The sequence below is a fragment of the Streptomyces sp. SLBN-118 genome (assembly GCF_006715635.1).
Taxonomy (GTDB): Bacteria; Actinomycetota; Actinomycetes; order Streptomycetales; family Streptomycetaceae; genus Streptomyces.
Map to the genome: position 1 here is coordinate 1,733,770 of NZ_VFNP01000002.1, position 21,461 is coordinate 1,755,230.

A 21,461-nucleotide genomic window follows, 5' to 3' on the forward strand; every position below is an offset into this window, starting at 1 on the left:
GGAGGCTTACTCCCCCGGGCCTCCTTCGCCGTTGAGAGGCCCATCCGCGATCCGCTCATGGTGGCGGATCACCTCGGCGATGATGAAGTTCAGCAGTTTCTCCGCGAAGGCGGGGTCCAGCTTCGCGTTCTCGGCGAGCTGTCTCAGCCGCTCGATCTGGCGGGACTCACGCTCCGGGTCGGCCGGCGGCAGATGGTGCTGGGCCTTGAGGTGGCCGACCTGCTGAGTGCATTTGAAGCGCTCGGCGAGCATGTGGACGACCGCCGCGTCGATGTTGTCGATGCTCTCGCGCAGCCGGTTCAGTTCGGCGCGTACGCCCTCGTCGATGTCCCTCGTGGTCATGGTCATCGAGCTTACGTCGCCCGGCGTGGGCCGATCACGTGGCGATCACCTGGTGGTCACCCCATGATCAGGTGGTGATCGTCGGCGGGTGCTCGGGGTCCGGGATCTGGTTGCTCCAGCCGCCGGGGACGGTGCGGCCCTGCTGCTCGCGGAAGCGGATGGGCGCGATGCCGACGCGGCGGGTGAAGAGGCGGGAGAAGTACGCCGGGTCCTCGTAGCCGACCCGTCGGGCGATCGCGGCGACCGGGAGTTCGGTGGCGGCGAGGAGTTCCTTGGCCCGGCCGAGGCGGATGCCGAGGAGGTAGTCCTTGGGGCTGCATCCCGCGCCGCGGCGCACGGCGGTGCGCAGTTCGGCGGGGGTCATTCCGTGCCGGGCGGCGTGCTCGGCGACGGAGAGCGGCCGGAAGGCGTCGCGGGCCAGCGCGGTGAGCACCGGATCGCCCTCGGCGGTGGTGTCGGCGCGGGCGCGGCGCAGGGCCACGAGCAGTTCGTGGACGGCGGCGCCGGTCTCGACCTCCAGGAGGGGGTTGCCGCGGCGCGCGGCCCGGGCGATGCGGCCGACGGCGGCACGGGCGCCCGCGGTGTCGCAGAGGGGGACGACGGGCCGGTCGGGCTCTATGTAGCCCAGTTCGGTGTAGGTGGCCGTGGCGGGCCCGGTGAAGTCGACGAAGCTCTCGTCCCAGCCGCCGACCGGATCGGGGCCGTAGTGGTGCGGGACGCCGGGGGTGAGCCAGAGCAGCGCGGGCGCTGTGATGGTAGTGCGCCGCCCGTCGGGGGCGCGGAACCAGCCGCTGCCCGCGCTGATCACGACGGCGACGTGATGGTCCAGGGTGCGGGGTCCGACGGTGGGCAGGACGCCGTGCTGGAGGCCGACGCCGAGGCACGCCAGGCCGAGGCGGTGATGGACGGGGCTCGGGGTGAAGTAGCGCATCCAGGTGTGGTACATCCGCTTGCCGCCCCTTCCCCGGGCTCCGGGTGCCTGCGTTGCGTCCAAACAGCGCCGATCTTTGTCCATGGACCGGCTCGCCGCCAGGGGGCGATGGTTGGTCGCGGTACGGGACCAGGTGAGGGGCGATACATGGCTGAGTTCACGGTGGGTGATACGGACTTCCTGATGGACGGGCGGCCCGTGCGGCTGTTGTCGGGCGCGCTGCACTACTTCCGGGTGCACGAGGAGCAGTGGGACCACCGGCTGGCGATGCTGCGGGCCATGGGTCTCAACTGCGTCGAGACATACGTCCCCTGGAACCTTCACGAGCCGGAGCCCGGCCGGTACGCCGACGCGGACGCGCTGGGCCGGTTCCTGGACGCCGCGCACCGGGCGGGGCTGTGGGCGATCGTGCGGCCGGGTCCGTACATCTGTGCCGAGTGGGAGAACGGCGGGCTGCCGCACTGGCTGACCGGGAGGCTCGGACGGCGTGTGCGTACCGAGGACGCCGAGTATCTGGGGCATGTGGAGCGCTGGTTCACCCGGCTCCTGCCGCAGGTCGTGGAGCGGCAGATCACGCTGGGCGGCCCGGTGATCATGGTGCAGGTCGAGAACGAGTACGGCAGCTACGGCACCGACCAGAGCTATCTGCGCCATCTCGTGGACCTGCTGGGGGGCTGCGGGGTGAGTGTGCCGCTGTGCACGTCCGACGGGCCCGAGGACCATATGCTCACCGGTGGCTCGATGCCGGGTGTGCTCGCGACGGTGAACTTCGGGTCCGGGGCCCGGGAGGCCTTCGGCACACTGCGCCGCCACCGGCCGGCCGGTCCGCTGATGTGCATGGAGTTCTGGTGCGGCTGGTTCGATCACTGGGGCGAGGACCATGTCGAACGCAGGCCCGCGGACACGGCGGCCGCGCTGCGGGAGATCCTCGACGCGGGCGCGTCGGTCAATGTGTACATGGCGCACGGCGGAACGAACTTCGCGGGCTGGGCGGGGGCGAACCGTACGGGCGATCTCCAGGATCTCGAACTGGAGCCGACCGTCACCTCCTACGACTACGACGCGCCGATCGACGAGGCCGGGCGTCCTACGGAGAAGTTCTTCAGGCTCCGGGAGATCCTTGCGCGCCATCACGACGGGCCGCTGCCCGAACTGCCGCCCGAGCCCGCCGTCCTGGGCGCGCGGCTGCGGGCGGACCTGCGCGGGTGGGCGCCGCTCGCTGATGTGCTGGAGGCGCTCGGCGACGACGAGGTGGAGGCTCCCGTGCCGCCCACGTTCGAGGAACTGGGCGTGGACCGCGGTCTGGTCCGCTACCGGGTGGCTGTTCCGGGCCCGCGCCGGCCGAATCCGCTGAGCGTCGCGGGCCTGCGGGACCGGGCCGTCGTGTACGTCGACGGGGTCGCGGCGGGCGTACTGAGCGGCGAGTACGAGGCCCTCGCGGAGCCGGTGGCCGGGCCCGCGTCGGTCGAGCTGTGGGTGGAGTCGCTGGGTCGGGTCAACTACGGGCCGCGGACGGGAGAATCCAAGGGCATCACGGGCGGGGTGCTGCACGAGAGGCAGTATCTGCACGGTGTACGTGCGCGGGGGCTGCGGCTGGCCGCGTTCGAGCCGGCGGCGGTGGAGAAGGTGCCCTTCCGGGCGCCCGAGGGCGGGGCGGCGGGCCTGTACCGGGGCTCGTTCGAGGCGGCCGCGGCGGGGGATGCGCGGCTTGAACTCCCCGGCTGGACGCGGGGGTTCGTGTGGGTGAACGGCTTCTGCCTGGGGCGGTACTGGGCGGTGGGCCCCCAGCGGTCGCTCTTCGTGCCGGGGCCGGTGGTGCGGGAGGGTGACAACGAGGTCTGGGTGCTGGAGGTGGAGGGGGCGGGAGGTTCGTTGTGGCTGGGCTGATTCCTCACCGTGAAGGGGCAGGTCAGCCTGTGGAGGACCAGGTGCCGGACCAGTGCGCCCGGCACCTGCCCCACTCTCACCTACTAAAGCTTGGCCGCCGCGGACTTGATGGCCGCCGCGAAGGTGGACACCTCGGTGTAGACACCCGGGTAGTCGGGCCGCGCGCAGCCCTCGCCCCAGCTGACGATGCCGACCTGGATCCACGCGTTGTTGTTGTCCTTGCGGAACATCGGGCCGCCGGAGTCACCCTGGCAGGTGTCGACGCCGCCCTGCTGGAACCCGGCGCAGATCTCCTCGCCGGCCACGAGCTCGGGGTACGCCTGCTTGCAGCTTGCGTCGGAGACGAAGGGCACCTGGGCCTTGCGGAGGTAGCGCTGCTGGCCGCCGCCCTCGCGGGCCGCTCCCCAGCCGGCGACCGTGAAGGTGCCGTTGTCGTAGGCCTTGGTGTCTGCGATCTTGAGGGTGGGCAGGTCGATCGGCTTGGCGAGCTTGATCAGCGCCCAGTCCTTGCCCGTGCCGTTGTAGCCGGGAGCCTGGAGGACCTTGGTCGACTTGACCTTGATGGCGCGGGAGCTCTGCAGGTCGACGACGCCCGCGGTCGCGGTGATGCCGGTGTTGTTGCCGGAGCCGCTCACACAGTGCGCGGCCGTGAGCACGATCTGCTTGGTGTAGAGCGCGCCGCCGCAGCCCATGGAGAGCCGGACCATGAACGGGAACTCGCCCTGGGCGGCGCGGGTGCCGCCGACGACAGGAGGCGTGGCGGCCGAGGCGGAGGTGGGCTGGAGGCTGATCGCGGCGAGGACGACGGCGCCTGCGGCGGCGCATCTCTGGAGCGCGCGAACGATGTTCTTCTTCAACTGACTGCCTTTCGTGGGGGGTTGAGATGTACGCCCGCACGGATCCAGGCAGCATTGCGGCACGCTGACATGGGCCCGACAAAGCGTGGTCCGGATTATGGGGAATGGATCATCCGGGCCACAAGGAACACTTTTCGGCCAGCCTCACGGGCGGGGATTCGCCCCGGCCTGCCCGTAGAGTTGAAAGCGGCCGACCGTGGTGCATGGGGGGTACGGGACGTGGTGGCGAAGGACAGCGAGGTCGTACGCGGCTACCCGCACCTCGACACCGTGCGGGCGGCGATCACCGCTCTGTACAAGCGGATCTCGCCCGACGGTGTGCACTCCTACGCGCCCAGCGTGCTGCCGGCCGACGTCGCCTTCGCCGACCACGACGATCTCCACCTCGGCGCCCAGCGGGTCGCCCATGCCCTGGTCCAGCATCTGCGGCTGCCTGACGCCCGGATGGTCGTGAGCTTCCGCGAGATGCACCATGCAGCGAGCGTCGAACTCGTCGGAGGGCCGGAGTACTTCATCGAGCTCAACGACCGCTTCCGCACGCATCGCAGGGACATCGGGGCGGCTCTCGCCCACGAGATCATGCATGTGCTGCTGCACCGGCTCGACCTGTCCTTCCCCGGCACGCGCGACAACGAGATCCTCACCGACACCGCGACCACCTACCTCGGCGCGGGCTGGCTGCTGCTCGACGCCTTCCGGGAGGACGGCGTCTCCAGCCAGAAGCTGGGCTATCTCACGCCCGAGGAGTTCGGGTACGTCCTGGCCAAGCGGGCGCTCGCCTTCGGCGAGGACCCCTCGCCCTGGTTCACCAGTCCGCAGGGTTACACCGCGTACACCAAGGGCCGCGTGATGGCCCTGCACGACGCCCAGCAGCCACCGCTGACCACGGCCGGCCGGATGGGCCGCCACCGCTATGCCAAGGAACGCCGCCACGCCCTGGAGCAGCAAGGGCGGTCCGCCGCAAACCCGCGGGAGGCCGAGTCGTCCGCGTACGCCTTCGAGCACCGGCCGGACGGGCTGTGCGTCTCCTTCCCCTGCCCCACCTGCCACCAGCGCATCCGCGTCCCCGTACGCGGGCGGGTACGGGCCCGCTGCGGGCTGTGCCGCACCGTTCTCGAATGCGACACCTGACCGACCTTCCGTAGGCTCGAAATATGACGAAAGAGCCGGCGGCGGGCGCCCGCGAGATGTTCGAAGCGGTGTACAGCGGCGCGCAGGACTCCGTCGTGGCACTGCTGCGGGCCAAAGTCCCCCCGGACGTCACCGACGACGAGGGGCAGACTCCGCTCTACCGGGCGGCGGTGAGCGACGAAGCGGGCATCGTGCGGCTGCTGCTGGCCGCGGGCGCCGACCCCGGACGGGGCTCGGGCCCCGAAGGCGGGGATCTGCCGCTGTGCGGGGCAGCGGTCGGCGGACACACCGACGTGGTACGGGCGCTGCTGGCCGCGGGCGCCCGCCCCGACCAGCCGGAGGCGTACGGCTTCACGGCACTGCGCTGGGCGGTGACGCTGGGCCACGCCGCGACGGCGGAGGCTCTGCTGGAGTACGGCGCCGACCCCGATCTCGAGGGACCCGGCGGCGAGAGGCCGCTGGTGATCGCCGCCCGCCGCGGTTCCCCCTCGACCGTGCGGGCCCTGCTGCGGCACGGCGCCAAGGCGAAGGAGGCGGCGCTCGCGGAGGCCCGGCGGTGGCTCGCCCGCGATGTGGAGAGCGAGCTGCGCGAGGGGCTGCTCAGGGCGTACGGGAACGGCGGGGAGTACGAGACGGTCGCCCGCCGGATCGAGGAGGACGGCGGGGTGACCGTCGTCGTCGAGCTGCTCCGGGACGGCGAACCGAGGGCGGGCAGTGAGCAGCAGACCGGCCACGCGGCCATCGTCACGCTGCTCGAAGGGCAGCTGGAGATCCAGACTCCGTACGCTCAGCTGGCCGAGCGGGCCCTGCGCTGCGGTGATCCCGAACAGGACGACTGGGTCGAGTCGGTGATGGCGCTGTGGGGCCGCGGCGACGAGGAGACCTTCCAGGCGGCGGCCGCGTGGTGTGCGAGCGACGACCCGATGCGCCAGGCGTTCGCGGCGGACGTGCTGGCTCAACTGGGCTTCGGGGACGAGAACGTGCGCCCGTTCGCCGCCCGCTCGCTGCCGCTGCTGCGCGAACTGTCCAGGGAGGCCCGGGAGCCGGAGCTGATCCAGGCGGTCGTGCTCGGGCTCGGTCACCACGGGGATCCGGCCGCGCTTCCGGAGATCCTCCGCCATGCCGGGCATCCGGACGCCGAGGTGCGCAACCAGGTGGCCCTCTCACTGTTCGGGCTCGTCCCGGGCGATCACGCCGAGGGCATCGGAACGCTGATCACGCTGAGCCGGGACGCCGACCCCCATGTCAGGGACTGGGCGACGACGGCGCTCGCGGACGTGGAAGCCGATACGCGCGAGATCCGGGAGGCGCTGGCGGCGCGGCTGACGGACAGCGATGCGGACACGGCGGCCGAGGCGGCCCGGGGACTGGCGATCCGTCAGGATCCGCGCGCGGAGGCGACCTTGGCGCGCATCCTCGCCGATGCGGACCCGGACGGGTACGCGCGCGAGGCGGCCACGGAAGCGGTACGGCACATACATGACGACATACTCAGGCGGCGGCTGGAGCAGACCGCACCGCGCTACCGCTGATCGTGCTCGTCGCAGAGCTCACATCAGGCGCAGGGCCCCGGGCGCCCGCTCCTCCATGATCTCCACCAGCCAGTCGAAGACGGTCGTGCCGATGCCGTCCTTCGCCCGGTCCAACTGCTCCTGGACCGTGGTCCTGTTCGCCGGGTGGCACCGCGCCAGCCGCAGCTGAAGCTGTCGTACGGTTTCCTCCCGCCCCAGCGCCGCACGGGAGCGTTCGTGGTCGTGCCACTCGATGACGAAGTCGCCGTCGTCCGGTGTTCCCATGCCGCCGCTGAGACAGTCCGCGAAGGAGTCGAGATTGCGGCCGAAGTAGCCGCCGGGCCCGTTCACGGCTTCGCCGATCACTCGCCAGAAGGCGGCGAGGCCGGTGACCTCCGCCCCGTCGATCACATAGGTCCTGGTCACGGGGCGGAGGATACCGGGTCAGCAGCTGTAGTTGACGAGGTCGAACGAGGCGTAGTGGTTGGCGGTGTAGTAGTCCTCCTTGGCCGAGCTGCCCGTGACGATGCGGCGGGCGCCGCGGTTCGGGGAGCCCGGGGTGATGACGGTGTACTCGTGGTAGTAGCCGGAGGAGTGCGAGGGCAGGACCTCTTCGCGGTTCGAGAAGACGGTGCCGTCCTGGTCGTACGGGAACGGCCCGCCCTGCTTGATCAGGTCGAGGGTGTCGTGCGCCTGGGAGGGGAGGTCGGAGTAGCAGATGTCACCGACGGCGGCCGCGGTCGTGGGGGCGACCGTGGGGGTGGCCGTGGCCTGTCCACCGATAAGAAGGGTGGAGGCGAGGGCAGCGATGCCACCGAGGGTGGCGATTCGTGGGGGGATTCGCATACGCACTATTGATGCGCGTAGACCTTGACGCGTCAACGCCAACTGGGCTGAATTTTCCGGGAGTTAACCGGGCAATGAGCCGGTGGACGCCCGTCTTCACATTCTGTCCGCGCGGCTACCGCACGCCGTACACAGGTCCCGGAGGCTCGGCGTCCGCCAGCAGCTTCAGCGCGGCTTCGCCCGCTTCGGCAGGACTCCAGCGCGCTCTGTTGTCGGCCGTGGGGCCCGGCCGCCAGCCCTCCATGACGGTGATACGGCCCGCCTCGGCCTCGAAGACACGGCCGGTCACGCCCGTACTGGCCGCAGAGCCGAGCCAGACGACGAGCGGCGAGACATCCTCGGGCAGGGCGGAAAGACCGGCGAAGGTCTCCTCGGTCATCCTGGTCCGGGCCGCCGGCGCGATGGCGTTGACCTGGACTCCGTAGCGGCCCATCTCGGCCGCCGCGACCAGGGTCAGGCCGATGATCCCGGCCTTGGCCGCCGCGTAGTTGCCCTGGCCCACGCTGCCCAACAGCCCTGCCCCGGACGTGGTGTTGACGACGCGCGCCGCCACCGGACGACCCGACCGGGCCTCGGAGCGCCAGTGCGCGGCGGCGTGCTTGAGCGGCAGGAAGTGGCCCTTCACATGGACCCGCATCACGGCGTCCCAGTCGTCCTCGTCGAGGTTGACGAGCATCCGGTCGCGCAGGAAGCCCGCGTTGTTGACCAGGGTGTCGAGCCGTCCGTAGGTCCCCAGCGCGGCGTCGATCAAAGAGGCCGCGCCCTCACCCGTCGCGATGTCACCGCCGTGCGCGACGGCCTGGCCGCCGAGCGACCGGATCTCCTCGACGACGTTGCGGGCCGGTCCGCTCGATCCGCCCTGCCCGTCGAGGCCGACGCCCAGGTCGTTGACGACGACCTTGGCGCCTTCGGCGGCGAAGGCGAGCGCGTGCGCCCGGCCGAGTCCGCGCCCCGCACCCGTCACGATCACCACTCGCCCGTCGCAGATGTTCTTGCCGGGGGTCCGGGGATTGTCCCCCGGGATGGCACTGCCAGTCATCTCATGTCTCCTTGTTGACAGTTGCGGCATCGAGGAAGGCGGGGCGCTCCCCGCCGCCGTGCACCAGAAGTGAGGCGCCGCTGATGTACGCCGCCCGCTGCGACGCGAGGAACACCGCCGCGTCACCGACCTCCGAGGGTTCGGCCAGCCGCCCCAGCGGAATGGTCCGGCCGACCGCGGCGATGCCCTCCTCGTCCCCGTAGTGCAGATGGGACAGTTCGGTGCGGACCATGCCGAGGACCAGGGTGTTCACCCGCACCTCGGGGGCCCACTCCACGGCCATGGAACGGGCCAGGCTCACCAGTCCGGCTTTCGCCGCCCCGTACGCGGCCGTGCCGGGCGAGGGGCGTCCACCGCTGACGCTGCCGATCATCACGATCGAGCCGCGGTTGGTCCGCAGGTGTCCGTGGGCCGCGAGCGAGGCGGTCAGCGGTGCGGTGAGGTTGAGCTCGATCACGCGGGCGTGCCGGTCCGCGTCCGCTTCCCCGAGGAGGCGGTACGGCGTGCCACCCGCGTTGTTGACAAGGGTGTCCAGCCGGCCGTGCCGGACCACGACCCCGTCGAAGAACGTCGCCACGGCCGCCGGATCGCGCAGGTCGAGGGGGACGAACTCGGCCCCGGAGAGGGGCACTTCCGGCGGTCGCCGGGCACAGACCACCACCTTCGCGCCCGCCCGCAGGAACGCGCGGGCGATTCCGGCGCCGACACCGCGCGTGCCGCCGGTGACGACAGCCACCCTCCCGTCCAGCTCCATCGGCTGCTACCTTCCTCACCTAACAAATGTTTGGTGGAAAGGTAGCTGATTCCGCTCATGGGTGTCTCCACCGCACGCCCCCAGAAGGGCATCTGTACCGTCACGGTCGACTTCCCACCCGTCAACGCCCTTCCCGTACAGGGCTGGTACGACCTCGCCGACGCCCTGCGCGCGGCGGGCCGGGACCCCGAGGTCCGCTGCGTCGTCCTGGCCGCCGCGGGCCGCGGCTTCAACGCGGGCGTCGACATCAAGGAGATACAGCGCGACAGCGGACACTCCGCCCTCATCGGCGCCAACCGCGGCTGTTACGAGGCCTTCGCCGCCGTCTACGAGTGCGAGGTGCCCGTCGTCGCGGCCGTGGACGGCTACTGCCTGGGCGGCGGTGTCGGCCTCGCCGGCAACGCGGACGCGATCGTCGCAAGTGACGACGCCGTCTTCGGACTGCCGGAGCTGGACCGGGGCGCACTCGGCGCGGCCACCCATCTCGCCCGGCTCGTCCCCCAGCATCTGATGCGCGCGCTGTACTACACCTCGCGCACCGCGACCGCGCAGGAACTGCACGCCCACGGCTCGGTCTGGAAGGTCGTCCCGCGCGGCGAAGTGGCGGACGCCGCCCTGGAGCTGGCCCGGGAGATCGCACGGAAGGACGGCCTGCTCATCCGGCTGGCCAAAGCCGCCATCAACGGCATCGACCCCGTCGACGTACGCCGCAGCTACCGCTTCGAGCAGGGCTTCACCTTCGAGGCCAACCTCAGCGGGGTCGCCGGCCGCGTCCGCGACACCTTCGGCGCAGCGACCCACAAGGAGGATGGAGCGTGACCGACAAGACGATGACGCCCGACGACGTCGCCTCCCGCCTCCGCAGCGGGATGACGATCGGCATCGGCGGCTGGGGCTCGCGCCGTAAGCCCATGGCACTGGTGCGAGCGCTGCTCCGTACGGAGATCACTGATCTCACCGTCGTCTCCTACGGTGGCCCCGACATCGGCCTCCTCGCCGCCGCAGGCCGCATCCGCAGACTCGTCACGCCCTTCGTCACCCTCGACTCGATCCCGCTCGAACCGCACTACCGCGCCGCCCGCGAACGCGGCGACTTCGCCCTCACCGAGATCGACGAGGCGATGTTCATGTGGGGCCTGCACGCCGCCGCCAACCGGCTGCCCTTCCTCCCCGTCCGCGCGGGCCTCGGCTCGGACGTGATGCGGGTCAACCCCGAGCTGCGCACGGTCACTTCGCCGTACGAGGACGGCGAGGAGTTCGTGGCCGTACCGGCCCTGCGGACGGACGCCGCGCTGGTCCACCTCAACCGTGCCGACCGGCTCGGCAACGGCCAGTACCTGGGCCCCGACCCCTACTTCGACGATCTGTTCTGCGAGGCCGCCGACACCGCGTATCTCTCCTGCCAGCAGCTGGTCGAGACCGCCGAGCTGACCGAGGCCGCCGCCCCTCAGACCCTGCTGGTCAAACGGCACTCGGTCACCGGAGTGGTCGAGACGCCGAACGGCGCGCACTTCACCTCCTGCGTCCCCGACCACGGCCGCGACGAGCCGTTCCAGAAGCTGTATGCGACCACCCCCTGGACGGAGTTCGCCCAGCGGTTCCTGTCCGGCACGAGCGAGCACGACTACCAGGTGGCCGTCCGGCTCTGGCACAAGGAGCAGCAGTGATCAGTCGTTCCGAATACTGCGTGATCGCCTGCGCCGAGGCCTGGCGGAACAACGGCGAGGTGCTGGCCAGCCCGATGGGGCTGATCCCGTCCGTCGGCGCCCGGCTGGCCGCACGGACCTTCTCCCCCGACCTCCTGATGACGGACGGCGAGGCGATGCTCGTCGGCCCGGACGGGACGACGGAGGGCTGGCTGCCCTACCGGCAGCACCTCGCGCTGGTGACCGGCGGCAAGCGGCACGTGATGATGGGCGCGAGCCAGATCGACCGCTACGGAAACCAGAACATCTCCTGCATCGGAGCGTGGGAGCGGCCCACGCGCCAGCTCCTCGGCGTGCGCGGAGCGCCCGTCAACACCCTGAATAATCCGGTGAGTTACTGGGTGCCCCGGCACTCCCCGCGGGTCTTCGTCGAACGCGTCGACATGGTCTGCGGCGTCGGCTACGACCGTGCGGCCGGTGCGCGCCACCACCGCATCCCGCGGGTGGTCAGCGACCTCGGCGTCTTCGACTTCGAGACCGATGACCGCTCGATGCGGCTCGCGTCCGTGCACCCGGGTGTCACGGTGGAACGGATCCAGGAAGCCACCGGCTTCGCGCTCACGATCCCCGACCGTGTCCCGTACACGCGGGAGCCGACCGCCGCCGAACTGCGCCTGATCCGTGAGGTGATCGACCCGAAGGCTCTGCGCGAGCGCGAGGTCAGGGCCTGATGGAGACGGCCCTGACAAAACTCACCGGCATCAGGCACCCCATCGTGCAGACCGGCATGGGCTGGGTGGCGGGCCCGCGCCTGGTCTCGGCGACGGCCCGTGCGGGCGCGCTCGGCATCCTCGCCTCGGCGACGATGACCGTCGACGAGCTGCGCCGGTCCGTGCGCGAGGTCGCCTCCAGGACGGACGCGCCCTTCGGCGTCAATCTGCGGGCGGACGCGGGCGATGCGCGCGATCGCGTACGGATCATCATCGACGAGGGGGTCCGTGTCGCCTCCTTCGCCCTTGCGCCGTCCCGCGACCTGATCGCCGAGCTGAAGGACGCGGGGGTGATCGTGATCCCCTCGATCGGAGCGCGGAGGCATGCCGAGAAGGTGGCGGCGTGGGGCGCGGACGCGGTGATCGTCCAGGGCGGCGAGGGCGGGGGCCATACCGGTGACGTGGCAACGACCGTCCTGCTCCCGCAGGTTGTCGACGCCGTCGGCATCCCGGTCGTCGCGGCGGGCGGCTTCCACGACGGACGCGGCCTGGTCGCGGCGCTTGCCTACGGGGCGGCGGGCATCGCGATGGGCACGCGCTTCCTGCTCACGTCGGACTCGACGGTGCCGGACGCCGTCAAGGCGAAGTACCTGGCCGCGACGGTCAGGGACGTCACCGTCACCACCGCGGTGGACGGTCTGCCGCACCGGATGCTCCGGAGCGAACTCGTCGACGCCCTGGAAGGTGCCGGCCGTACGCGAGCACTGGCACAGGCTGTGCGCAGGGCCGCCGGCTTCAGGAAGATCTCGGGCCTGTCATGGTCGCGGATGATCCGCGACGGCCTGGCCATGAAGCACGGCAAGGACCTGACCTGGAGCCAGGTCCTGCTGGCCGCGAACACCCCGATGCTGCTGAGGGCCTCGATGGTCGAGGGCCGCACGGATCTGGGCGTGATGGCGTCGGGGCAGGTCGCAGGGCTGATCGAGGACTTGCCGAGCTGCGAGGAGCTGGTGGGGCGGGTGATGTCGGAGGCGGGTCGGGTACTGGGCGCGCTGCCGCGGGCCTGACTGGGGCTCCGCCCCGGACCCCGCGCCTCGAACTCCCCCAGACTTCGTCCACGGCTCAAGGCCGTACCGGAGGTCTGGGGGGCTTGCCCCCAGTCACGGGATGGAGGTACCTCCCACGGCCGCCGGGCCGTAGGAGGAGGGCGGGGTGAGGGAAAAGCACACCCCGCCGCACCGGTTAGGCCGCCGTCCGCCGCCCACCCTGCGCGCCGCCCCGCGTCGGGCGACCCCCCTGGCGGGCCTGGCCACCCTGACCGCCACCGGCACCCTGGCCGCCACCACCGCGCCGCCCACGGCTGCGGCCGCCGCCACTGCCCTGCGCACCCTGCCCCGGCGTCTGCGCCCGCCGCCGCTGCGGCCGCTGCTGCTGCACGACCGGCTGCGGCACCTCGATGGTGACCGCGACGCCGGACGGCTCGCGCGCGCCGGTGATGCGGCTGAGCTCCTCGTCGCTGGACTTGACCCGGGCCGAGCGCGGACTGATGCCCGCGTCCGCCATCAGGCGGGTCATCTCGCGCCGCTGCTCGGGCAGCACCAGCGTGACGACACTGCCGGACTCGCCCGCCCGCGCGGTACGCCCGCCGCGGTGCAGGTAGTCCTTGTGGTCCACGGGCGGGTCGACGTTCACGACCAGGTCAAGGTCGTCGACATGGATGCCGCGGGCGGCCACGTTGGTCGCGACCAGGGCGGTGACCTGCCCGTTCTTGAACTGGTCGAGGGTGCGGTTGCGCTGCGGCTGCGAGCGGCCGCCGTGCAGGGCGGCGGCCCGTACGCCACTGGCGAGGAGCCGCTTGGCGAAGCGGTCGGCGGAGCGCTTGGTGTCGACGAAGAGGATCACCCTGCCGTCACGGGCGGCGATGCGCACGGCGACTGCCTTCTTGTCGGTCTCGTCCGCGACGTGCAGCACATGGTGCTCCATCGTGGTGACGGCGCCGGCGGACGGGTCGACGGAGTGCACGACGGGATCCGTGAGGAACATCCGTACGAGCCGGTCGATGTTCTTGTCCAGCGTCGCCGAGAACAGCATCCGCTGACCGCCCGCCTCGACCTGCTTGAGCAGCGCCGTGACCTGCGGCATGAAGCCCATGTCGGCCATCTGGTCGGCCTCGTCCAGGACGGTGATCGCCACCTGGTCGAGTACGCAGTCACCGCGCTCTATGAGGTCCTTGAGCCGCCCCGGCGTGGCCACCAGCACTTCGGCGCCGCGTCGCAGCGCGCCCGACTGCTTGGTGATCGACAGGCCGCCGACGACGGTGGCGATGCGAAGCTGCACGGAGGTCGCGTACGGGGCCAGCGCGTCGGTGACCTGCTGTGCGAGCTCACGCGTCGGTACGAGTACGAGCGCCAGCGGTGCCTTGGACTCGGCGCGCCGTCCCGCGGTACGGGCGAGCAGCGCGAGCCCGAAAGCGAGGGTCTTGCCGGAGCCGGTGCGCCCGCGGCCGAGGATGTCGCGTCCTGCAAGCGAGTTCGGCAGGGTCGCGGCCTGGATCGGGAAGGGCTCGGTCACGCCCTGGGCCACAAGGGTCTTCATCAGGGCGGCCGGCATGTCCAGCTCGTCGAACGCCTCGACGGCGGGCAGCGCGGGGGTGATGGTTTCCGGCAGTGTGAATTCCTGCGGAGGCGCCACCTTGCGGGCGGGAGCCTTGCCGGAGCCCTTCGCCGGGCCCTTGGAGCGGGAATTGACCGGGCGCTTTCGCGTCGTCGGGCCGGCCGGGCGTTCGGAGCGAGTCATGCGGATATTGCCCTCCTGGGCATGTGGGACAGCACACAAGCCGGGGCCCGCACCTTGAAGGTGCGGGCCCCGGCTGCGAGATACGCGTCAGGCAATTAGGCCGGGACGATGTTCTCCGCCTGCGGGCCCTTCTGGCCCTGCGTGACGTCGAAGGAGACCTTCTGGCCCTCCTGCAGCTCACGGAAGCCAGAGGTGGCGATGTTGGAGTAGTGGGCGAAGACGTCGGCGCCGCCGCCGTCCTGCTCGATGAAGCCGAAGCCCTTTTCCGAGTTGAACCACTTCACGGTTCCAGTAGCCATGTCATTCTCCTAAAACAGGGGCAAGCCGGAAACTCACACCTCGTGAATTTCCCGTCGCTAGCATTGACCCCCATCCGGAGAAGCCGGAAACAATAATGTGCGCCTGAGGAAGCATTCCCGTCAGGCGCACACAAAGTTCATGGGTACCAAAACTGCAACGCCCTCACCGTAGCATGTCCGCCCCCGAAAGGCTCGCGTTCACAGCCGTTCGATGATCGTGACGTTGGCCTGGCCTCCCCCTTCACACATCGTTTGCAGCCCGTACCGCCCCTGCGTCCGCTCCAGTTCATGGAGCAGCGTGGTCATCAGCTTCACGCCTGTGGCGCCCAGTGGATGGCCGAGCGCGATGGCCCCGCCGTTGACGTTGACCTTGCCGGGGTCGGCACCGGTCTCCTTCAGCCAGGCGAGGACCACGGGCGCGAAGGCCTCGTTGATCTCGACCAGGTCGATGTCGTCGATCGACATGCCGGCCTTCTTCAGCGCGTATGCGGTGGCCGGGATGGGGGCCGAAAGCATCCGGATGGGGTCCTCGCCCCGCACGGACAGGTGATGGATACGCGCCCGCGGCCGCAGTCCGTGCCCGGCGACGGCACGCTCGCTCGCGATCAGCAGGGCCGCCGCGCCGTCCGAGACCTGGGAGGAGCATGCCGCCGTGATGGTGCCGCCCTCGAGGACCGGCCTGAGAGCCGCCATCTTCTCCAGGGTGGTGTCGCGGCGCGGGCCCTCGTCGACGGTGACCTCTCCGTACGCCACGAGTTCCCGCTCGAATCGGCCCTCGTCGATCGCCCGGACAGCCCGCTGGTGGGAGGTGAGCGCGAACTCCTCCATGGCGCGGCGCGAGATCCCCCACTTCTCGGCGATCAGCTGCGCGCCGTGGAACTGGTTGACGGGCCGGGCGTCGTACCGGGCGCGCCAGCCCTCGCTGCCCGCGAAGGGGCCCTCGGTCAGTCCGAGCGGCTCGGCCGCCTGCCGGGACGCGAACGCGATCGGGATCTGCGTCATGTTCTGGACGCCGCCTGCGACGACCAGGTCCTGGGTGCCGGAGAGCACGCCCTGCGCGGCGAAGTGCACGGCCTGCTGGGACGAGCCGCACTGGCGGTCGATCGTCACGCCCGGCACCTCCTCGGGCAGCCCCGCCGCCAGCCATGCCGTACGGGCGATGTCACCGGCCTGCGGGCCCACCGTGTCCAGGCAGCCGAAGACGACGTCCTCGACGGCGGTGGGGTCGACTCCGGAGCGCTCGACCAGGGCCCGCAGCACGTGCGCACCCAGATCCGCCGGGTGGACACCGGACAGTCCGCCCTTGCGCCTGCCCACCGGTGTGCGTACCGCTTCGACTATGTAGGCCTCGGCCATGACTGCTCCCCTCGGTTCATCTGCGTACGGCGATACCGTCCAGCACCATCGACAGGTACTGGCGGGCGATCTCCTCCGGGCTGTGCTGTCCACCGGGCCGGTACCAGGACGCGGCGACCCAGACGGTGTCGCGTACGAACCGGTAGGTGAGCCGGACGTCCAGGTCGGCGCGGAAGACCTGGTCCGCGACCCCGCGCTCCAGGGTGCCGAGCCATGCCTTCTCGAACTTCTGCTGCGAGTCGGTGAGGTAGTGGAAACGGGGCTGAGCGGCGAGGTGCCTGGACTCCTTCTGGTAGATCGCGACGGCGGCGCGGTGCCGGTCGATCTCCCGGAAGGACTCGGTGACGAGCGCCTCGATGGTCTCCCTGGGCCCGAGCCCGGCGGCGAGCACGGTGTCGTATCCCTGCCACAGCTCGTCCAGGAAGGTGGAGAGGATCTCATCGAGCATCGATTCCTTGGAATCGAAGTGGTAGTAGAGGCTGCCGGCGAGCATTCCCGCCTGGTCCGCGATCTTGCGGACGGTGGTGGCGTTGTAGCCCTGCGCGGCGAACACCTCGGCGGCGGTGTCGAGGAGTTCGCGGCGGCGCTCGGGCGAGGCGGTCACCTGGGTCTTCTTCTTGCTGTCAGTCGGCACGTGCCCATTGTGGTCCTAGGGGGTGTCTTTTGGATCAGGCCGGATCAGTGAGCGGCCCGCTGCGGAGCGGCTGATGTCACTGCGGCGCGTGCAGTTGCAAGGCGGAGGATGGGGGTCCCCCCGCCGAAGGCAGGGGGAGAGCCACTGCGGAGCATTGGCGACTGACGCAACGCAGCGTGGGGGCACCTCCCGTGCCCGAAGGGCGACGGGGGAGTGCGTGCCAGGGCACGCGAGCCCGGCAAGATCCGAAAGACACCCCCTACGCGCGCTGACTGCTGACGGAGAGGACCTCGCCGGTCAGGTACGAGGAGTAGGCGCTGGCCAGGAAGACGATGGTGTTGGCGATCTCCCACGGCTCGGCGTACCGCCCGAATGCCTCCTTGGCCGTCAGCTCCTCCAGCAGCCCGGCCGAGGTGACCTTCACCAGGTGCGGGTGCATGGCGAGGCTGGGGGCCACGGCGTTGACGCGTACGCCGTATTCCGCCGCCTCGATCGCCGCGCAGCGCGTGAGCGCCATGACTCCGGCCTTGGCGGCGGCGTAGTGGGCCTGGCCGGCCTGGGCGCGCCAGCCGACGACGGATGAGTTGTTGACGATCACACCGCGGCGGCCGGTGTCGCGGAAGGAGCGCAGGGCGGCGCGGGTGCAGCGGAACGTGCCGCCCAGTGTGACGTCGAGGACCGTGCCCCACTGCTCGTCGCTCATGTCGACCAGTGCGGCGGTCCCGCCGAGCCCGGCGTTGTTGACGACGATGTCCAGGCCGCCGTGCTCCTCCGCGGCCTTGCAGAACAGCGCCCGGACCTGGGACTCGTCGGTGACGTCGCAGGGCAGTGACGCCACCGCGCCGGCGCCGAACTCCCCGGCCAGCGCCTCCTCGCTCTCCTTCAGCCTGCGCGTGTGCGCGTCGCTGATGACGATGCGCGCGCCCTCCTCCAGGAATCTGCGGGCGGTGGCGCCGCCGATACCGGCGCCTGCCGCGGCGGTGATCACGGCGGTACGGCCGTTCAGCAGGCCATGACCCGGTACGTACTGCGCCCTGTTGTCCGTCACGGCAGCACGTTAACCTACCAAACACTTGTTAGGGAAGGATGGGTGAATGGACCTGCATCGCTCCGCCGGCGAGGAAGCCTTCCGCGCCGAGGCCCGCGCCTGGCTCACCGCGAACGTGCCCGCCGAGCCGCTGCCCTCCCTGGAGACCGAGGAGGGCTTCGCGGCGCACCGCGCATGGGAGGCGCGGCTGTCCGCGGACCGCTGGTCGGTCGTCTCCTGGCCACGGCGGTACGGCGGCCGGGGCGTCGACCTCTTCCACTGGCTCCTCTTCGAGGAGGAGTACTACGCGGCGGGAGCGCCGGGGCGGGTCTCGCAGAACGGAATCAATCTCCTGGCGCCCACCCTCTTCGACCACGCCACCGAGGGGCAGCGCGCCCGCGTGCTGCCCGCGATGGCGAGCGGCGAGGTCATCTGGGCGCAGGCATGGTCGGAGCCCGAGTCCGGTTCCGATCTCGCATCGCTGACGTCGCGTGCGGTGCGCACGGACGGCGGCTGGCTGCTGAGCGGGCAGAAGACCTGGTCGTCGCGGGCCGCGTTCGCCGACCGGGCCTTCGGCATCTTCCGTACCGACCCCGATGCCCCGAAGCCGCATCAGGGCCTGACGTATCTGATGTTCGACCTCTCGGCGCCGGGCGTGACCGTGCGGCCCATCGGCCGCATCGACGGCAGGCCCGCCTTCGCCGAGCTCTTCCTCGACGGCGTCTTCGTCCCCGACGAGGACGTGATCGGTGAGCCGGGGCAGGGCTGGCGGATCGCGATGTCCACGACGGGCAACGAGCGGGGCCTCACCCTGCGCTCCCCCGGCCGTTTCCTCGCCGCGGCGGACCGTCTCGGGCGGCAGTGGCGCTCGTCGGGCGATCCGGCCGACTCCGCGCTGCGCGACCGGGTGGCGGACGCGGTGATCGGCGCGCGGGCGTATCAGCTCTTCACCTACGCGAGCGCCTCGCGCTTCGCCTCGGGCGCGAGCATCGGCGCGGAGTCCAGCCTGAACAAGGTCTTCTGGTCGCAGTACGACATCGCCCTGCACGAGACGGCTCTCGATCTGCTGGGCGCGGACGGGGAGTTGGCGGACGGCGAATGGGCCGAGGGGTATGTCTTCGCGCTGGCCGGCCCCATCTACGCCGGTACGAACGAGATCCAGCGCGACATCATCGCCGAGCGTTTGCTCGGCCTTCCGAAGGGCCGCCGCTGATGCGTTTCCTGCTCACCGATGAACAGCGGGCGTTCGGGGACTCGCTGGACGCGATGCTGACGTCGGCGAACGCTCCGGCGGCCGCCCGCGCCTGGGCCGCGGGAGACCCCGCTCCGGGTCTGGCGCTGTGGTCGCGCCTCGCCGAGGCGGGGGTGTTCGCGCTCGCCGCGCCGGAGGCGTACGAGGGGGTGGGGCCGCTGCCGGTCGAACTGGTGGTGGCTTTCGCCGCGTTGGGCCGGCATGCGGTGCCCGGCCCGGTGGTGGAGACGGTCGCGGCCGCGGCGCTGCTGACCCGGCTGGCGGATTCGGGGGAGGCGGGCCCGGCGAAGCGTCTGCTGCCGGGGCTTGTGACGGGCGAGTCGACGGCGACGCTGGCGATACGGGGACGGGGACCGTACGCGCTGGACGCGGATGTGGCAGGTATGACTCTGGTGGTTTCGGAGGCCGGCGCCGCGCCCGGGCCCGGAGCGGGCCCGGCCTCCTCTTTGCGTATCGCTCCCGGGCACGGCCCTGTGCGCGTGTCCGCCGATCCCGCCCGTCGGCTGGCCGTGCCCGCGGCAGGGGGCGAGGTCGTCGCCGACGGTGTCGAGGTCGCCCGGGCAGCCGCGTACGCCGGGGACGTCGCGCGACTGGTCACCGCGGCGCAGGCGCTCGGCGTCGGGCTCGCCCTACTCGACCGGACCGTCGCGTATGTCAAACAGCGCACACAGTTCGGCGTCCCCGTCGGCTCCTTCCAGGCCGTCAAGCACCGGCTGGCGGACACCCTGATAGGGCTCGAATTCGCCCGGCCGCTGCTGTACGGGGCCGCCCTGTCCATGGCTACCGCCGATATCGCCGCCGCGAAGGTCACCGCAGGCGAGGCGGCGTACGCAGCCGCTCGTGCAGCACTCCAGCTGCACGGCGCGGTCGGCTACACCGACGAGTTCGACCTCTCGCTCTGGCTGCGCAAGGCCCGTCCACTGCGCGACGCCTGGGGCACGCCCGCCCACTGCCGCGCGCGGGTACTCGCGGGCTGAGGGGGATTCACCTGCGCGCACCGGCTCGGGGACACCGCTCAGCCGCTGCGCAGGGTGACGACCGCCGCGTGCCCCTCCGTGTGCAGTGATCCCGGCGACTGGGTCAGCACCGCCGCGTCGTACGGACCGAGTGTCACGTGCGCCTCCTTGAGGACCGATGGCCCGTCCAGCGCGACGATCACGACCGTCGAGCCCGGCTCCACCGCGACCAGCAGTCCTCCGCGCACCACCGAGGTCAGGCAGGCCGTACGGCCCCTGCGGTGCATGACGTTGAAGTTGACGACGGTCCGGCCGTCGACGAGGCGGCCGTCGGTCTCCACATCGCCGGGGAACCGGTAGGGCCGGTAGCGCTCGTCGGCCACGGTGCGCTGTCCGCCGACCGCGAGGTCCATGCCCGCGCCCTCGACGACGGTCAGGATCCGGTCCACGCCGGGGAAGACGGAGAACGGACCGTCCGTTCCGACGTCCGCGAGGCTGATCCGCCAGTCGAAGTCGTCCGTCCCGGCGCCCTCGGGCGACACGGCGATCTCGCGGGTGACGCCGCCGCCGTTCTTCCACGGCACGGCCTTGCGGTCCGCGGCGCGCAGCACCCGTAGCGTCATCGCACGATGCCTTGCGCGCGTGCGGCGGCCAGCCAGAGCGGGAATTCGGAGACCAGCCGGTCGTACAGCTCGGAGTCGGGGACCTGGCGCGGATCGAGTCCGGCATGGAAGAAGCCCGCGTTGTCGACAACGCGCTTGGCGGGGACGGCGAGTTCGTCGAGCTTGTGCAGGAAGTCGAACTGCGAGCTGCGCTTGTTGCCGAAACCGATGAACTGCCAGAACAGCGGCAGCTTCGCCGCCTTGCACAGATAGCGCTCCGCCGCGTGCTTGCTGATCGGGCCGCCGTCCGTCTGGAAGACGACGAGCGCGGGGGCGGTCGAGCCGCTGTCGATGTAGTGGTCTATGACCGCGTCCATGGCCAGGTGGTAACTGGTCTTGCCCATGTGGCCGAGGCCCGCCACGATCTCGTCGACCCGGCCGCGGTGGTTGTCGAGGGCGATGTCCGTGACCGCGTCGATGTCGGTGGAGAAGAAGACGACCGGCACACAGCCGTCGTCGTCCAGGTTGGCCGCAAGACCGAGCACACGGTCGGCGAGCGCCTGCACGCTGCCGTCCTTGTAGTACTCCTTCATGGAGCCGGAGTAGTCCAGCACCAGATAGACCGCGGCGCGCCCGCCGCCGAGGCCGTGCTTCTGGAGCGATACGCCCGCGCTCTTGTAGAGGCTGACGAGCGCCGGCGCCCGCTCCTCGATCTTACGGAGGCTGATGGCCGGTCCTGCGGTGGTGGGCGCTGCGGCCATGAAGCGGCTCCGTTCGACGGCTGTGACGGTGTGCCGAGATTACCTTCACCCGGAACGACCCGTCCGAACGCACCGTGGCGCCCGCCCCATGTCCGGTCGGGGACAGGGCGGACGCCACGATCAG

Annotated in this window: 23 protein-coding genes; 9 read left to right on the forward strand and 14 right to left on the reverse strand. The window is 71.0% G+C overall.

Annotation, left to right across the window (positions count from 1 at the left end):
* Positions 1-6: 6 nt before the first annotated feature.
* A complete protein-coding gene (locus tag FBY35_RS26550; RefSeq protein WP_142216491.1) occupies positions 7-342 on the reverse strand; it encodes a chorismate mutase in 336 nt (111 codons plus the stop codon).
* 67 nt (positions 343-409) lie between these two features.
* Positions 410-1,288 (reverse strand): AraC family transcriptional regulator, encoded by an 879-nt coding sequence (locus FBY35_RS26555; protein ID WP_142216492.1) that lies wholly within the window; start codon positions 1,286-1,288, stop codon positions 410-412.
* A gap of 132 nt (positions 1,289-1,420) precedes the next feature.
* Between FBY35_RS26555 and FBY35_RS26560 the strand changes: the two genes are divergently transcribed.
* Positions 1,421-3,160: a beta-galactosidase family protein gene (locus tag FBY35_RS26560; RefSeq protein ID WP_142216493.1), complete on the forward strand. Its 1,740-nt coding sequence runs from the start codon at positions 1,421-1,423 to the stop codon at positions 3,158-3,160.
* An 83-nt stretch (positions 3,161-3,243) separates the two neighbouring features.
* On the opposite strand, the gene FBY35_RS26565 is transcribed toward FBY35_RS26560, so the two are convergent.
* The gene (locus tag FBY35_RS26565; protein ID WP_142216494.1) at positions 3,244-4,017 is read right to left on the reverse strand and encodes a trypsin-like serine protease; all 774 of its coding nucleotides are present in this window, start codon (positions 4,015-4,017) and stop codon (positions 3,244-3,246) included.
* Between the two features lie 222 nt (positions 4,018-4,239).
* Here FBY35_RS26565 and FBY35_RS26570 point away from each other — a divergent pair, with 222 nt between their 5' ends.
* Together FBY35_RS26570 and FBY35_RS26575 are read left to right on the forward strand one after the other, a co-directional pair.
* The gene (locus FBY35_RS26570; protein WP_142218180.1) at positions 4,240-5,148 is read left to right on the forward strand and encodes a hypothetical protein; all 909 of its coding nucleotides are present in this window, start codon (positions 4,240-4,242) and stop codon (positions 5,146-5,148) included.
* Between the two features lie 23 nt (positions 5,149-5,171).
* Positions 5,172-6,680 (forward strand): ankyrin repeat domain-containing protein, encoded by a 1,509-nt coding sequence (locus FBY35_RS26575; RefSeq protein ID WP_142216495.1) that lies wholly within the window; start codon positions 5,172-5,174, stop codon positions 6,678-6,680.
* A gap of 18 nt (positions 6,681-6,698) precedes the next feature.
* Here the strand turns inward: FBY35_RS26575 and FBY35_RS26580 are convergent, their stop codons facing one another.
* From FBY35_RS26580 to FBY35_RS26595, 4 genes are all read right to left on the reverse strand, one after another.
* Positions 6,699-7,085 carry a barstar family protein gene (locus tag FBY35_RS26580; RefSeq protein WP_142216496.1) on the reverse strand — a complete coding sequence of 129 codons (387 nt, stop codon included), beginning with the start codon at positions 7,083-7,085 and terminating at the stop codon, positions 6,699-6,701.
* An 18-nt stretch (positions 7,086-7,103) separates the two neighbouring features.
* Positions 7,104-7,505, reverse strand: coding sequence for a ribonuclease domain-containing protein (locus FBY35_RS26585; protein ID WP_142216497.1), 402 nt, complete (start codon positions 7,503-7,505; stop codon positions 7,104-7,106).
* A 115-nt stretch (positions 7,506-7,620) separates the two neighbouring features.
* Complete coding sequence (locus tag FBY35_RS26590; protein WP_142216498.1) at positions 7,621-8,544, reverse strand: SDR family oxidoreductase; 924 nt, start codon at positions 8,542-8,544, stop codon at positions 7,621-7,623.
* Between the two features lies 1 nt (position 8,545).
* Positions 8,546-9,298 carry an SDR family oxidoreductase gene (locus FBY35_RS26595; RefSeq protein WP_142216499.1) on the reverse strand — a complete coding sequence of 251 codons (753 nt, stop codon included), beginning with the start codon at positions 9,296-9,298 and terminating at the stop codon, positions 8,546-8,548.
* 57 nt (positions 9,299-9,355) lie between these two features.
* Here FBY35_RS26595 and FBY35_RS26600 point away from each other — a divergent pair, with 57 nt between their 5' ends.
* Genes FBY35_RS26600 through FBY35_RS26615 form a run of 4 tightly spaced genes read left to right on the forward strand, consistent with a single transcriptional unit; the run spans position 9,356 to position 12,721 of the window.
* Entirely contained in the window at positions 9,356-10,117 is a 762-nt protein-coding gene (locus FBY35_RS26600; protein WP_142216500.1) for an enoyl-CoA hydratase family protein, read from the forward strand.
* A complete protein-coding gene (locus FBY35_RS26605) occupies positions 10,114-10,965 on the forward strand; it encodes a CoA transferase subunit A (RefSeq protein WP_142216501.1) in 852 nt (283 codons plus the stop codon). Before FBY35_RS26600 ends, FBY35_RS26605 begins: the two co-directional genes overlap by 4 nt.
* Positions 10,962-11,675, forward strand: a complete 714-nt coding sequence (locus FBY35_RS26610) for a CoA-transferase subunit beta (protein ID WP_313904710.1) — start codon at positions 10,962-10,964, stop codon at positions 11,673-11,675. Before FBY35_RS26605 ends, FBY35_RS26610 begins: the two co-directional genes overlap by 4 nt.
* Positions 11,675-12,721, forward strand: coding sequence for a nitronate monooxygenase family protein (locus FBY35_RS26615; RefSeq protein ID WP_142216502.1), 1,047 nt, complete (start codon positions 11,675-11,677; stop codon positions 12,719-12,721). Before FBY35_RS26610 ends, FBY35_RS26615 begins: the two co-directional genes overlap by 1 nt.
* Positions 12,722-12,896: 175 nt before the next feature.
* Here the strand turns inward: FBY35_RS26615 and FBY35_RS26620 are convergent, their stop codons facing one another.
* From FBY35_RS26620 to FBY35_RS26640, 5 genes are all read right to left on the reverse strand, one after another.
* Positions 12,897-14,450: a DEAD/DEAH box helicase gene (locus tag FBY35_RS26620; RefSeq protein ID WP_142216503.1), complete on the reverse strand. Its 1,554-nt coding sequence runs from the start codon at positions 14,448-14,450 to the stop codon at positions 12,897-12,899.
* A gap of 95 nt (positions 14,451-14,545) precedes the next feature.
* Complete coding sequence (locus FBY35_RS26625) at positions 14,546-14,749, reverse strand: cold-shock protein (protein ID WP_003969786.1); 204 nt, start codon at positions 14,747-14,749, stop codon at positions 14,546-14,548.
* 198 nt (positions 14,750-14,947) lie between these two features.
* A complete protein-coding gene (locus FBY35_RS26630) occupies positions 14,948-16,105 on the reverse strand; it encodes an acetyl-CoA C-acetyltransferase (RefSeq protein ID WP_142216504.1) in 1,158 nt (385 codons plus the stop codon).
* 16 nt (positions 16,106-16,121) lie between these two features.
* The gene (locus FBY35_RS26635; protein ID WP_142216505.1) at positions 16,122-16,739 is read right to left on the reverse strand and encodes a TetR/AcrR family transcriptional regulator; all 618 of its coding nucleotides are present in this window, start codon (positions 16,737-16,739) and stop codon (positions 16,122-16,124) included.
* A 259-nt stretch (positions 16,740-16,998) separates the two neighbouring features.
* Positions 16,999-17,787: an SDR family oxidoreductase gene (locus FBY35_RS26640; protein WP_142216506.1), complete on the reverse strand. Its 789-nt coding sequence runs from the start codon at positions 17,785-17,787 to the stop codon at positions 16,999-17,001.
* Positions 17,788-17,833: 46 nt separating this feature from the next.
* Here FBY35_RS26640 and FBY35_RS26645 point away from each other — a divergent pair, with 46 nt between their 5' ends.
* Positions 17,834-18,979 carry an acyl-CoA dehydrogenase family protein gene (locus FBY35_RS26645; protein WP_142216507.1) on the forward strand — a complete coding sequence of 382 codons (1,146 nt, stop codon included), beginning with the start codon at positions 17,834-17,836 and terminating at the stop codon, positions 18,977-18,979.
* On the forward strand, positions 18,979-19,995 hold the full coding sequence (locus FBY35_RS26650; RefSeq protein WP_142216508.1) for an acyl-CoA dehydrogenase family protein: 1,017 nt from the start codon (positions 18,979-18,981) through the stop codon (positions 19,993-19,995). The genes FBY35_RS26645 and FBY35_RS26650 overlap by 1 nt, the downstream gene beginning before the upstream one ends.
* Positions 19,996-20,033: 38 nt before the next feature.
* Here the strand turns inward: FBY35_RS26650 and FBY35_RS26655 are convergent, their stop codons facing one another.
* Positions 20,034-20,597 carry a HutD family protein gene (locus FBY35_RS26655; RefSeq protein WP_142216509.1) on the reverse strand — a complete coding sequence of 188 codons (564 nt, stop codon included), beginning with the start codon at positions 20,595-20,597 and terminating at the stop codon, positions 20,034-20,036.
* Positions 20,594-21,337, reverse strand: a complete 744-nt coding sequence (locus FBY35_RS26660; protein ID WP_142216510.1) for a VWA domain-containing protein — start codon at positions 21,335-21,337, stop codon at positions 20,594-20,596. Before FBY35_RS26660 ends, FBY35_RS26655 begins: the two co-directional genes overlap by 4 nt.
* Positions 21,338-21,461 lie beyond the last annotated feature (124 nt).

Excerpts from the sequence above, each read along its gene's own strand:
- FBY35_RS26645 (WP_142216507.1), top strand. The coding sequence starts at position 17,834 with ATGGACCTGCATCGCTCCGCCGGCGAGGAAGCCTTCCGCGCCGAGGCC.
- FBY35_RS26620 (WP_142216503.1), bottom strand. The coding sequence starts at position 14,450 with ATGACTCGCTCCGAACGCCCGGCCGGCCCGACGACGCGAAAGCGCCCG.
- FBY35_RS26655 (WP_142216509.1), bottom strand. The coding sequence starts at position 20,597 with ATGACGCTACGGGTGCTGCGCGCCGCGGACCGCAAGGCCGTGCCGTGG.
- FBY35_RS26595 (WP_142216499.1), bottom strand. The coding sequence starts at position 9,298 with ATGGAGCTGGACGGGAGGGTGGCTGTCGTCACCGGCGGCACGCGCGGT.
- FBY35_RS26550 (WP_142216491.1), bottom strand. The coding sequence starts at position 342 with ATGACCACGAGGGACATCGACGAGGGCGTACGCGCCGAACTGAACCGG.
- FBY35_RS26625 (WP_003969786.1), bottom strand. The coding sequence starts at position 14,749 with ATGGCTACTGGAACCGTGAAGTGGTTCAACTCGGAAAAGGGCTTCGGC.
- FBY35_RS26615 (WP_142216502.1), top strand. The coding sequence starts at position 11,675 with ATGGAGACGGCCCTGACAAAACTCACCGGCATCAGGCACCCCATCGTG.
- FBY35_RS26560 (WP_142216493.1), top strand. The coding sequence starts at position 1,421 with ATGGCTGAGTTCACGGTGGGTGATACGGACTTCCTGATGGACGGGCGG.
- FBY35_RS26650 (WP_142216508.1), top strand. The coding sequence starts at position 18,979 with ATGCGTTTCCTGCTCACCGATGAACAGCGGGCGTTCGGGGACTCGCTG.
- FBY35_RS26590 (WP_142216498.1), bottom strand. The coding sequence starts at position 8,544 with ATGACTGGCAGTGCCATCCCGGGGGACAATCCCCGGACCCCCGGCAAG.
- FBY35_RS26575 (WP_142216495.1), top strand. The coding sequence starts at position 5,172 with ATGACGAAAGAGCCGGCGGCGGGCGCCCGCGAGATGTTCGAAGCGGTG.
- FBY35_RS26600 (WP_142216500.1), top strand. The coding sequence starts at position 9,356 with ATGGGTGTCTCCACCGCACGCCCCCAGAAGGGCATCTGTACCGTCACG.
- FBY35_RS26660 (WP_142216510.1), bottom strand. The coding sequence starts at position 21,337 with ATGGCCGCAGCGCCCACCACCGCAGGACCGGCCATCAGCCTCCGTAAG.
- FBY35_RS26630 (WP_142216504.1), bottom strand. The coding sequence starts at position 16,105 with ATGGCCGAGGCCTACATAGTCGAAGCGGTACGCACACCGGTGGGCAGG.
- FBY35_RS26585 (WP_142216497.1), bottom strand. The coding sequence starts at position 7,505 with ATGCGAATCCCCCCACGAATCGCCACCCTCGGTGGCATCGCTGCCCTC.
- FBY35_RS26555 (WP_142216492.1), bottom strand. The coding sequence starts at position 1,288 with ATGTACCACACCTGGATGCGCTACTTCACCCCGAGCCCCGTCCATCAC.